The organism is Streptomyces sp. YGL11-2 (assembly GCF_050054615.1).
Lineage (GTDB): Bacteria > Actinomycetota > Actinomycetes > Streptomycetales > Streptomycetaceae > Streptomyces.
Window position 1 is genome coordinate 1 of the sequence record NZ_JBNHIN010000102.1, and the last position, 11194, is coordinate 11194.

The window sequence follows — 11194 nt, forward strand, 5'->3', positions numbered from 1 at the left end:
GTGTAGGCGTCCCAGAACCATTCCATCAGCTTGCGGCTCAGGTAGTAGCCGGTGGCGAACTGGTCGTAGGAACCGGTGTCCATGGCCGCGTCCGTGACCGGGTAGTACATCGACTGCTGTACGAACGTGACGTCACCGCGCTCCTTGGCCATGAGGGCGAGTGCGGCGGTCATGTTCCCGCCGACCGATTCCCCGGCCACTGCCATGCGCTGTGCATCCAGCCCCTTGGACGCCCCCTCGCGGACGATCCACTGCGCGGTGGCGTAGCCCTGCTCGATGGCGACCGGATAGTGCGCCTCGGGCGACGGCGTGTACTCCACGAAAGCCACTGCCGCACGGGCGCCGACCGCGGCGACCTCCACGCAGCCGTAGCAGCCAAGGCCGCCCAACCACCAACAACACCACCGGACCGCAGGGCAGCCGGAACTCCCTGCTGAGCGATCTGGCCAACCGCACCGAACGCAACACACGCCTTGCGGGCCACGTGGCCCGCCTCGAACAACGCCTGTCCGAAGCTTTTGGCCAAGACGCCTGGCGCGTCAATGGCCTCGGCGCTCCCACCGACACAGACCCCCTCCAGCGGGAGATCGACCACCTTGAACAACACGTCGCCGAGCTCCGCGACCAGCTCTCCGAGCGCGAAGAAGACCTCCAGGCATCCCGAGCCACTAACCGCGAGTTGATGACCCGGCTCAACAGCACCCCTCACCGCCCCCGCTGACCCGCGAGCCCAGTTATCAACCGCCTACAGCGCGTCCCGGAGCTTTCGGCGCCGTGGTCGCCGGGCAGGGGTCTAAGATCTCAACTTGCTTCATAGAGATCTCAGATGCCTTAATGCTGCCGGTGGGCCGCTGCCATGTGGCCGAAAAATCCCTGTATGCGACCAGCAAGGAGTTGAGCGATGACGACCTTCGAACCGATCACGGGCCGCTATGTCGCGGTCAACGGTGCACGAACCTACTTCGACGAGGCCGGCGAAGGCGTCCCGATCGTGTGCATTCACCCGGGGGCCACGGACTCTCGGATCTACCGGCACCTTCTGCCGTTGCTCGCTGAACGCGGATATCGCGCGATCGCGCCCGATCTTCCCGGGCACTGCCGTTCCTACCCGGCGCAGTGGCAGCCGGGGACTTCCATTCACGACCACGCCGAGTTCGTGCACGCGTTCGTGCGCACGGTGCTGCCTGGAATCTCACCCTTTGTGCTCGGCGCCTCTGTCGGAGGCCTGACGGCACTGGATCTTGCCGCTCACCACGGAGAGAGCTATCGAGGTGTCGTCGCGATGCAAGCAGCGTCGTGGACACCGCTGTCGGCCGAGGCTGCCGCGTTGCTGGCAGGTCGGACAAGCGCGCCCGATGCCGACTGGACGGATCACCTTGAGTATGCGGCGGTGGCCTCGGCGAGCAAGAAGCTGACAGCCGAGCAGGAAACCGAGCTGAGGTGGCTTCAGCGCAGCACATCCCAGCAGGCCGGTCAGTTCGACGGTCAGGCGTGGGCTTCCCACGACCTGCGCGGCCGCCTCGGCGATGTGCGGTGCCCGGTCCTGCTCGTGCAGGGCACCGACGACTTCTTCGTGCAGGATGAGCTGGTCGATGACACGGTCGCCGAGATGGGCTCGGCGGCGCAGCTGTTGCGGGTGCCTGACATCGGGCATTACCCGCCGCTTGAGAATCCGGAGTGGGTTGCGCAGGTCGCAGACACTTTTGCGAAGCAGCTGACGGCAACGGCGGACTGATCGTTTGCTCTGGTCCCTTGTTTCGCCGCCCTCGGGCCGACGGGTTCGATTGCGCCCCCGCGAGGTCCGGCGAGGAAAGTGCCAACAAAGGGGCCAGGCAAGACCGGCCAGCGGCGGCAACTGCCACGAGGCGCAGCCGACAGCCGGCCGCGAAGACGATCGAGGCCGGCGTCTCGCGGGCCACCTTTACGGCGTCGGCCGCCACCTGCGGCTGCACAGACCGCTAAGATCCAAGAACTTCTGACTGGGATATCAAATCCCTAGGATGGATTCGTGAAGTATCTGCCCGCCATCCTCCGCACGGACCACCCCAGCCTGAGCGCCACCGAGCGCGCATATCTCGCGATCAAGCGGCGGATCATCGAGCTTGACCTGGCGCCCGGCGCCCATGTCACCAAGACGGATCTGACGCGGCTGACCGACGCCGGCACCATGCCGGTGAGAGAGGCTCTGACCCGGCTGCAGCGCGATGGGCTGGTCGATGTGCTCCCCCGCTCGGGATACCGGATCCTGCCTGTGACTTTGAAGGGGACACGCGATCTGTGCGCCTTCCGCCGGCTTCTGGAGACGGAGACCGCTGCCCTCGCGGCAGAGCGCGGCTGCCCGCAGGATGATCTCGCCCGGATGGAAGAACTGCTCGGCCAGTCCTACGAGCTACGGGATACAGAGAGCATCGAGGCATTCCTCCGCGCCACCTTGGAGTTCGACGCGATCATCGCCGACAACTGCGGCAACGACAGGCTGGCCCGGTCGGTCATCCAGGTCTTCGACGAGCTGGAACGAGTTCTACGGATCACCTTGGGATCGCTTCCGTTCTCGGCATCAGCCGCGCATCAACGACGCGCGGTCTGGGAATCGGTCCGCGACCGCGATCCGGTCGCGGCCCGAGCCGCCATGGACAATCGCACGCGAACCTCTCAGCAGCAGATCATCGACGCGCTCATGGCCAGCCCGTCGATCGGCGAGGCCAGCATCACCAGCTCCCGATGAGACGTCTCCGTTGACTGCGGATCCCCTTTCTTCGGGGAGGGGCTTCCTGGCTCAGGCCGCCTTCTGGACGGGTCTGTACGGTCAACGGCTCTGTCGCATATCCGGTGGTAACGGGGCGTCATGTCGTGCCCGTGGAGCTGGCGACACGAAAAAGCCGCAGCCCCATGGGGCCGAGTAGCACCCAAGCGAGGTGTCAGCCCGCCTGCCAGATGTCCGTCGAGTGCGAGCCGCTCACCCCCGTGTCCGCAGGCCAGCCGGCGAACCTCCAGGCCAGAGCGCCTACCAGGATCTGAACTGTGCCGATGGTTAGGTCGGCGACGCTCCGCGACCAACGGATGTGCGACAGGGCCAAGTTCCGTACACGCCCTCCAGGGCCGGAGCAGGGACGGGGTTGCACCCGGATCAACGTAGACGGTGAGCTCGCGGAAACGGCCATCTGCCGTTGCTGAGCCGCGTTCTTGTATCCAGCACGAGTGGGGGATGGTGCGACAGGTGAACCGTCGTACGGGGCTCACGCCGAAGCGTGGTGCGGAACCTTGCTCAGCGCGCGCATCACTTTGATCTGTGCTTGGTCGCGTTCGGCTGCCAGTGTGTCGATCGGCTCGTCGCTGACGGCCTGTTGGGAGAGGAGTTTGACGGTGGGTTCGTCGAAGGTGGGGGTGCCGAGGTCGTTCCACAGGCTCTGAAGGCTGGGGCCGAGGTGTTCCAGGAAGTGCGGCAGGCCGCCGGGGCCGCCGCCGAGGGCGAAGGTGCGGAAGGGGCCTTCGACGGCCCAGCGTAGGCCGATGGAGGAGGTGACGATGTCATCGAGTTGCGACTCGGTCACCACTCCTTGGGTGACGAGGTGGATTGCCTCGCGGAAGAGCGCCGCCTGCAATCGGTTGGCGACGAATCCTGGCACTTCTTTGCGTAGGACCTGTGGCTTCTTGCCGAGTGCGGTGTAGAAGGCGACGGCGCGCTCGACGGCGGTCGGATCGGTCTTCTCACCGGGGACGACCTCTACGAGCGGGACGAGGTGCGGCGGGTTGAAGGGGTGGCCGACGACGAGCCGTCCGGACTGTTTCATCGCTTCGGCGATGTCGGTGGCGCGGATGCCCGAGGTCGAGGTGAGCAGCAGCGTGTCGGGGCGGGTGGCTTGCTCGATGCGGGCAAAGAGGTCTTGTTTGAAGTCGAGGCGTTCGGGGCCGTTTTCCTGGACGACGTCGGCGTTCGCGACGGCTGTGCGGAGGTCGGGTTCGAAGCGCAGGTTGCGGGTGAGGCCCGTGGTGGGCAGGCCGAGCGCGCTCAGTGCCGGGGTGATGTCGCGCAGTTGGTCTCGTACTTGCCTCTCGGCGTCGGGGAGTGGGGCGTTGACGGTGACGGTCAGGCCCCGGGCGAGGAAGAGGGCGGCCCAGGATGCTCCGATGACGCCGGCGCCGACGACGGTGACGTGCCGGTAGGTGTCCAGGGTGGTGCCGGCCGGGGCAGGGGCGGTGTTCATGGTGGTTCCCGGGGGGCAGTGGTTGAGGTAGTCGTGGACGACCTCGGGGGGTGTGAGGGTGAGGTCGGTGAGGACGTGGCGGGCCGAGAGGATTTCCAGGACGGGCAGGTCGGCCAGGGGTGCCAAGGCATGCTGGAAGAGCTGTAGTCGGGCGAGGCCGGTCCAGGCGCCTTCGACGGTGATGTCGGTGATCTGGGTGCGGACGAGTTCGCAGATGCGTGGTCTGCCGTCGTATCCGGGCAGGAGTTTCAGCATGAAGGTGGGGCGCAGATCTCGTCGCGTGCTTGGTTCGCGTCCACCGGGGCGTGCTTGTAGCCCATGGTGGCGGTGGCCACCCGTAGCGAGCCGTAGTCGAGGGTGCCGACCAGGGTGTCGGAGTCGACGGTGAGCGAGGGGGCACCGAGTTTCTTGGGGAAGGCGCTGATCTCGCGGCCGCTGGCGATGGCGGGGAAGCCGTTCACGTACATCGCGAGGTTGTATTCGCCGCGCTCGCCTTCGTAGTCGACGAAGAGCACCTGGCCGGCCTCGGTGTAGTCGCCCAGTCCGGTGGTGTCGGGCATCCGCATGACCTCGAAGCGCACGGTCGGTTCGGCGACGTGAAGGGGCTCGGGGACCAGGCGCTCCAGGGGCCTGGGGGCGGTGCGGTAGGTGATGGTGAGGTACTCCCGGTCGGTGAAGCGGTAGGGGCCGGGAGGGAAGGCTGGGGCGTCCAGCGGGGTCGTCAGTTGTTGTCGCACGTCTTGGATGCGCATGGTCGGACCTGAGTTCTGCGTGGTGTGCGAATCGGTGGTCCCGTTCGGCCGTGGAACGAGTCGGCTGGGCGGGCTGCGGCGGGCGCGCGCCACGAGGGCCCACCGGGGGCCGGGTCAGCGGCCTTCCCAGTGAGGCGAGCGCTTTTCGGCGAAGGCGTGCGCTCCTTCCTGTGCGTCGTGGGAGGCGAGGACCGGTGCGACGAGCTGGTCCTGTTGGCGGAAGGCGTCCTGGTCGCCGTAGGCGGTCCGCTCGTTGACCGCGCGTTTGACGGCGGCGATGGACAGCGGGGCGTTGCGCGCGATGAGGTGGGCGAGTTCCAGGGCCTTGTCGAGGGCCTGGCCGGGTGGGGTGAGGTGGTTGACGAGGCCGAGCTGTTCGGCTCGTGCGGCGGGCAGGGGTTCGCCGGTGAGGAGGATCTCCAGGGCGATGTTGCGGGGGATGCGTTCGGGTAGGCGCACGATGCCCCCTTCAGGGGGACGAGGCCGAAGGTGACCTCGGTGAGGCCGAAGGTGGCGTTCTCGGCGGCCACGATCAGGTCGCAGGCGAGTGCCATCTCGGTGCCGCCGCCCAGGGCCCAGCCCTCGACGGCCGCGATGAGCGCGGTGCGGGGTTGGGAGCGGGTGAGGCCCGCGAAGCCGCGCCCGGGTATGACGGGGGTGTCTCCGGCCGCGTACGCCTTGAGGTCCATGCCTGCGCTGAAGGTGCCGCCGGAGCCGGTGAGCACGCCGACTACCAGGTCGTCACGGGCGTCGAGTTGGTCGAACGCGTCAGCCAACGCCCGTGCGGTGGCGCCGTCGACGGCGTTGCGTACCTTCGGCCGATCGATGGTGATCACGAGGATGCCGTCGTGTTCTCCGGTATGCACGGTGGGGGCGTCGGTGGTGGGCATGGTGGTGGTTCCTTGTCTTCCCTGTGCAGGGGTGGGACGTTGACCGCTGAGGGCACAGGGCTCTTCGTCCGCGGTGCCGAGGTGCTCGTCGCGTGGTGTCGGGTGCTGTGGGTTTCGGTTCACTGCTGGTGCGGGATCGCTTCGGCGGTCCGCAGGGATGCGATGTCGTCGGCGTCGAAGCCGAGTTCTGTGAGGACAGCTTCGGTGTGTTCACCCAGGTCGGGTGCTGGGTGTGGGGGGACCTTCTGCTCCTGGTCCAGGTGCACGGGGCTGTTGACGGTCAGGTGTGGCTCGCTGCTGCCGTCGTCGATCGGCACGAGGACCTGGTTGGCAGGAGTTGGGGGTCGTGGGCGATTCTTGGAGTGTCTGGACGACTCCGTAGGTGAGGCCGGCGGCGTCGAGTACCTCGCGCCATTCGGCCAGCGGACGGGTGGCGAACCGCTTGTCCAGCAGGTCGACGATCTCGGAGGCGTGGGCGCGGCGGCTGGCGGTGTCCTGGAAGCGGGGGTCCTCGGCGGCCTCGGGGTGGCCGATGGCCTTGAGGAAGAGGGGGACTTGCTTGTCTTCGTTGGCGAATGCGAGCAGGATCCAGCGGTCGTCCGCGGTGCGGTACGCGTTGGCCAGGGCGTTCGGTGGGTCGGAGCGGTCGAGGGGGCGGGGGGTTTTCGCACCGAGCAGGACGGCCTGCAGCCACATGCTGGCCGACCAGGCGCCTTCGGCGATCAGGGACGCGGTGACGCGCGCGCCCTGACCGGTCTTCTCGCGCCGGTAGAGGGCGGTCATGATTCCGGCGAACAGGCTGATCGCCGTGGGGTGGTCGCCGGAGCCGAACGCGTTCATGGTCGGGGGTGCGCCGCGTTGGCGGGTGACGTCCATCAGGCCGCTGCGTGCCCAGAATGCGGTGACGTCGAAGCCGGGCAGGTGTGCTTCGGGGCCCTGCTCGCCGAAGCCGGTGACGTCGGCGTAGATCAGCCGGGGGTTGAGGGGGGACAGATCGTCGTATTCCAGGCCCAGCTTGGCCCGGGTGTGGGGCGGGAAGTTGGTGACCAGGACGTCGGCCCACCGCACCAGCCGCTCAAGTACGGGCCGGGCGCCGGGCGACTTCAGGTTGAGCTCGATGCTGCGCTTGTTGCGGTTGTCCAGTTGCCAGGGGTAATTGACCCCGTCGACGTAGGGGTTGGGGGGGCGCGGCTGAGGGCGCGGTAGCTGTCGCCGGTGTGTGGTGGTTCGACCTTGACGACGTCAGCCCCGAAGTCACCGAGCACGGTGGCGGCGGCTGGTCCGGCGATGAAGCTGGGGAGATCGACGACATGCAGTCCCTCCAGCAAGGGCGTGTTCTCCATGGCTGGTTCCTCTTCCGCCGGATGTCCGTCTGGGGGTCGTTGCCCTCCTCCGTGGTGCTGTCTGCCTGTGGGCCGCCGAGGGCCGGGCGGCGCGCGGGTGTCAGTGGCCGGGGGGCGCGGGGGCGAAGGCGTTGAGTCCGGTGATGTCGCGGCCGACGATCAGTGCCTGCACCGTGTCGGTGCCCTCGTACGTGTCGATGGCCTCGATGTCGCACAGCTGCCGTGCCACGTTGTAGTCGAGCAGGATGCCGTTGCCGCCGAGCATGTCGCGGGCGTCGGCGAGGATGGCCCGTGCGCGTTCCGTGTAGTGCATCTTGGCCAGCGCGACCCGCGGCATCGAGAACTTGCCCTCGTCCATCAACTGGCTGAGCCGGTACTGCATGCACACCATGTCGGTGATGTCCGCCAGCATCCGCGCCAGCCGGAACTGGATGAGCTGGAAGGCCGCCAGCGGCGTCCCGAACTGCTTGCGCTGCTTGGCGTAGGCGAGGGCGGTCTCGTAGCCGGCCATCGCGGCGCCGATGGACTCCCAGGCCACACAGAATCGTGAGGCCATCAGGACCTTCTCGGTGTCACGGAAGGTGTGGGACTCGGCCAGCCGGTTCTCGGCGGGCACTCGGACGTCTGTGAGGGAGATCTGTGCGTTCTGCACGCAGCGCAGAGCCGTCTTGCCCCCGATGAACTGGGCGTCGAACCCCGGCGTGCCCTTCTCGACCACGTACGCGCCGACGTGTCCGTCGTCGCCACGAGCCCAGACGATCACGTAGTCCGCGAACGTCGCGTTGCCGATCCACCGCTTGTGGCCGTTGAGCACGTACGACCCGCCGTCCTGGTGCGCGGTCGTCTCCAGCTTGACCACGTCCGACCGTGAGCGGGTTCGGTCAGGCCGAAGGCGCCGATCTTCTCCAGGCGCGCCATCGGCGGCAGGAAACGTTGCTTCTGCTCCTCTGAGCCAAGCAGCGCGATCGACATCATGGCCAGCGCCGAGTGCACACCCGAGAAGGTGGAGATACTCAAGTCGCCGCGGGCGAGTTCGAGTATCACGATCCCGGCCGTCACATTGCTCATCCCCGGACAGCCGTAGCCCAGGATCTGGAAACCCGTGATACCCAGCTGAGCCAGCTTGGGAACCAGCTCATGGGGGAACTCCGCGCGCTCCCAGTAGGGGTTGATGATCGGGATGACTTCCCGGTCCATGAAGTCACGCACCCGGCGGCGCAGTGCCTGCTGCTCGTCCGTGAGCAGATCGTTCAGCAGGTAGTAGTCCGTGTACTCGGGGCCACCCAGCACGGGGGGCTGGACGACCGGATGCCCGTTCCGGGGACCGACGGTGATGATGTCGACGGGCGTCATCGTGTCCTGGCGTTGCGCGTTCATCCGTCCTACGCTCCTTTTCGTTTTTCCCTCCGCACCCTTCTGGAGCCCCCTCGACCAAGGCTAGGAGAACGCGCAAAGGAGCCATCAGGCGCAGAACACGAACTTTCTCAAGGAATTGGTGCGCACGACCCAATGCACGTGTGGTGACCGTCCTGGCACAGAAAGGAGTGGGCCACGGAAGGCCGCGCGTCCACCGCCAGGCGCCCGTCTGCCCTGGCGCACACTGCCAATGCCTCCGCTGAGAAGCACCGCTGAGGGGCTTTGCCCGGAAGTGCCGGATGGCAGCGGTCCGCACCAGTACTTAGGGTGGTGACATGGCTGGGGGCGGCCTCGTTGCCACGCAAGGCCTGTCGGTCGTGGCGTCGAACGTTGCGGCGCACATCTCGGAAGTCAGCCGAGACGTGTGGGAGCATATTCTCGCCGAAATCCCACAGCTCAGAGGCGACGAGATAATCCTCAACATTCTGAAATCGAGTGTCGAGGAAACATCGCCACAATGCTGCATCTTTTTGAGAACGACATGCCGCTGGAGAATGTCGAGGGGCCGGCATCGGCATTGGATTATGCGCGACGGCTGGCTCAGCGCAATGTCCCCATCAGTGCGCTCATCAGGGCCTACCGAATCGGTCACTGCCGGTACGTGCAGTGGTGTCTCGACGAACTGCACCGCCAAGAACCCGATGAGGACGTCTCCGCGGCGACCACCCGGCGCATGCTGGAGGCGAGCTTCGGATACATCGACCGTGTCAGTGAACGAGTCATCGAGGTCTACCAGCTCGAACGGGACCGCTGGCTGCTCACCCAAACCGCTGTCCGCGCCGGACGCGTACGAGAGATCCTCGCCGAAAAGCAGGTGGACACCGACTGGGCCGAATCAGCCCTCGGCTACCGGCTGCGTCAACATCACATCGGGATGGTTCTCTGGCTGCCCGGGCGAGCCCACGGCGACGAAGGACTCGCCCGGCTCGACCGGCTCACCAGCGGGATCGCCGAAACGCTGGGGTGTCGTACCAAGCCGCTGTTCGTCGCCCGGGACGAGACCCTGTCCTGGTCCTGGCTGCCCTTCGGCTCGCAGCGCGCGGTTCCCTGGGACGTGCTGTCCAGCGCGGTCGAGGACGGCGACCCTGCCGCGCGGGCAGCCGTGGGGGACGTGGAGTCCGGCGTCGAAGGTTTCCGTCGCACGCATCGCCAGGCGCTGCGTGCACAGGAGTTGGCCATGGCGGCGAGGCCGGGCGTCCGAGTCACCGTGTACGCACAGGTTGCCCCGATCGCATTGATGTGTATGGACATCGACGACACGCGCGCCTGGGTATGGAGCGTCCTCGGTCCCCTGGCGGTCGATGACGAGCACTGCACACGACTCCGTGAGACCTTGCAGATCTTCCTTGCCACCGGCTGCAGCTACAACGCCACCGCCAGCCGCCAGATCCTCCACAAGAACACCGTGCAGTACCGCATCCGAAAGGCCGAAGAGGCCATGGGGCACCCACTCTATGAACGGCGCACCGACCTGGAGGTAGCGCTGCTCGCAGTTCAGTATCTCGGCCCGCCTCTCCTCCGCACGAGCCCCTCATGACAACGCATTAGACGATCTCATCCGTACGTCATGGAGTTCAGGGTCAGCCAGGCTGCGTTGGCGTTGAAGTGTCGTGACCCCGTGGGGCGCAGCAGATCGCAACCACCGTCGGTGATGGACGGACCACCGCGTTGAGGCGTTCACCCTTGCATCACACGCGATCCCGCCCAGTGACGGTCGGTCGGCGTATCCGCTTGTCGGTGAGCATTTCGCCGGAATGCATCTGCGGAGGATGGGCAATTACAATGGATATATCCCCAATCGGGGGCTTGAGTAAGGGTGGAGGCTCTGCCGACCGCCCCGCAGCCCGAGCACAGCGCGGCGCTTTTCAGCGCCCCGCGCCTGTCATCATGCGCTTCTCGGATTTCCCAGGGAGCATCCCCATGGCTGGTCAAACCGCGTCAATCGTCCTTGAGCCCGAGGCGCAGGAGCTCGCCGACGCCACCTCGCAACATCCGTTCCTGTACGAACTGGTTCCGGCCGCAGCGCGCAAGGTGCTCGACGACCTCCAGGCCGCGCCAGTCGACAAGCTGCCGGTCGACGAGGAGTGGGTTTCGGTTCCGGCAGCGGTGGGCGATGTACGGGTACGCATCGTCAAGCCGCAGGGCGCCACCGGAACGCTGCCCGTCGTGTTGTACATGCACGGCGGTGGCTGGGTGCTGGGCAATGCCGGTACTCACGACCGCCTGGTGCGCGAGTTGGCGGTAGGCGCCCGTGCGGCAGTGGCTTTCGTGGAGTACACGCCGTCGCCCGAGGCGCGCTATCCGGTCGCCATCGAGCAGGGCTACGCCACCGCGCAGTGGATCGTCCGCGAGGGGGCGTCCAAGGGGCTGGATGCGCAGCGCATGGCAGTGGCCGGGGAATCGGTCGGCGGGAACATGACCGCCGCGCTCGCCCTCATGGCCAAGGAGCGCGGCGACGTCACGTTCGTACAGCAGTCGATGTACTACCCGGTCACGGACGCGGCCATGAACACCGGTTCCTACGACCAGTTCGCCACCGGCTACTACCTGAGCCGCAAGCTGATGGAATGGTTCTGGGACGCCTACAC

Annotated in this window: 10 protein-coding genes and 2 pseudogenes; 4 read left to right on the forward strand and 8 right to left on the reverse strand. The window is 66.8% G+C overall.

Annotated elements, in window-relative coordinates:
- Window positions 1–389, reverse strand: a 389-nt coding sequence (locus tag ACO1BR_RS42875; protein ID WP_426800548.1) for an alpha/beta hydrolase fold domain-containing protein, incomplete at its 3' end; no start/stop codon positions are given.
- A gap of 512 nt (window positions 390–901) precedes the next feature.
- On the opposite strand from ACO1BR_RS42875, the gene ACO1BR_RS42880 reads away from it, so the two are divergent.
- Window positions 902–1735, forward strand: coding sequence for an alpha/beta fold hydrolase (locus ACO1BR_RS42880; protein ID WP_426800549.1), 834 nt, complete (start codon window positions 902–904; stop codon window positions 1733–1735).
- Window positions 1736–2008: 273 nt separating this feature from the next.
- Entirely contained in the window at window positions 2009–2725 is a 717-nt protein-coding gene (locus tag ACO1BR_RS42885; protein ID WP_426800550.1) for a GntR family transcriptional regulator, read from the forward strand.
- A gap of 511 nt (window positions 2726–3236) precedes the next feature.
- On the opposite strand, the gene ACO1BR_RS42890 is transcribed toward ACO1BR_RS42885, so the two are convergent.
- The 7 genes and pseudogenes from ACO1BR_RS42890 to ACO1BR_RS42920 form a co-directional block, all read right to left on the reverse strand.
- Entirely contained in the window at window positions 3237–4205 is a 969-nt protein-coding gene (locus ACO1BR_RS42890; RefSeq protein WP_426800556.1) for a 3-hydroxyacyl-CoA dehydrogenase NAD-binding domain-containing protein, read from the reverse strand.
- A gap of 24 nt (window positions 4206–4229) precedes the next feature.
- Window positions 4230–4957: pseudogene (locus tag ACO1BR_RS42895) on the reverse strand (acetoacetate decarboxylase); the annotation flags it as partial.
- A 114-nt stretch (window positions 4958–5071) separates the two neighbouring features.
- Window positions 5072–5847, reverse strand: a pseudogene (locus ACO1BR_RS42900) (crotonase/enoyl-CoA hydratase family protein).
- A 210-nt stretch (window positions 5848–6057) separates the two neighbouring features.
- On the reverse strand, window positions 6058–6990 hold the full coding sequence (locus ACO1BR_RS42905; RefSeq protein ID WP_426800557.1) for a CaiB/BaiF CoA transferase family protein: 933 nt from the start codon (window positions 6988–6990) through the stop codon (window positions 6058–6060).
- On the reverse strand, window positions 6951–7190 hold the full coding sequence (locus ACO1BR_RS42910) for a CoA transferase (RefSeq protein WP_426800551.1): 240 nt from the start codon (window positions 7188–7190) through the stop codon (window positions 6951–6953). The genes ACO1BR_RS42905 and ACO1BR_RS42910 overlap by 40 nt, the downstream gene beginning before the upstream one ends.
- Before the next feature lie 100 nt (window positions 7191–7290).
- On the reverse strand, window positions 7291–8049 hold the full coding sequence (locus ACO1BR_RS42915) for an acyl-CoA dehydrogenase family protein (protein WP_426800552.1): 759 nt from the start codon (window positions 8047–8049) through the stop codon (window positions 7291–7293).
- Window positions 7950–8567, reverse strand: coding sequence for an acyl-CoA dehydrogenase family protein (locus ACO1BR_RS42920; RefSeq protein WP_426800553.1), 618 nt, complete (start codon window positions 8565–8567; stop codon window positions 7950–7952). The genes ACO1BR_RS42915 and ACO1BR_RS42920 overlap by 100 nt, the downstream gene beginning before the upstream one ends.
- A 496-nt stretch (window positions 8568–9063) precedes the next feature.
- Between ACO1BR_RS42920 and ACO1BR_RS42925 the strand changes: the two genes are divergently transcribed.
- Both ACO1BR_RS42925 and ACO1BR_RS42930 read left to right on the forward strand, forming a co-directional pair.
- Window positions 9064–10143, forward strand: a complete 1080-nt coding sequence (locus ACO1BR_RS42925) for a PucR family transcriptional regulator (protein ID WP_426800554.1) — start codon at window positions 9064–9066, stop codon at window positions 10141–10143.
- Window positions 10144–10526: 383 nt separating this feature from the next.
- A partial coding sequence (locus ACO1BR_RS42930) for an alpha/beta hydrolase (protein ID WP_426800555.1) occupies window positions 10527–11194 on the forward strand: 668 nt, incomplete at its 3' end.

What these genes read in the sequence shown, in the direction of transcription:
- ACO1BR_RS42925 (WP_426800554.1), top strand. Translation starts at nt 9,064, where the DNA reads ATGCTGCATCTTTTTGAGAACGACATGCCGCTGGAGAATGTCGAGGGG.
- ACO1BR_RS42920 (WP_426800553.1), bottom strand. Translation starts at nt 8,567, where the DNA reads ATGAACGCGCAACGCCAGGACACGATGACGCCCGTCGACATCATCACC.
- ACO1BR_RS42910 (WP_426800551.1), bottom strand. Translation starts at nt 7,190, where the DNA reads ATGGAGAACACGCCCTTGCTGGAGGGACTGCATGTCGTCGATCTCCCC.
- ACO1BR_RS42880 (WP_426800549.1), top strand. Translation starts at nt 902, where the DNA reads ATGACGACCTTCGAACCGATCACGGGCCGCTATGTCGCGGTCAACGGT.
- ACO1BR_RS42890 (WP_426800556.1), bottom strand. Translation starts at nt 4,205, where the DNA reads ATGAACACCGCCCCTGCCCCGGCCGGCACCACCCTGGACACCTACCGG.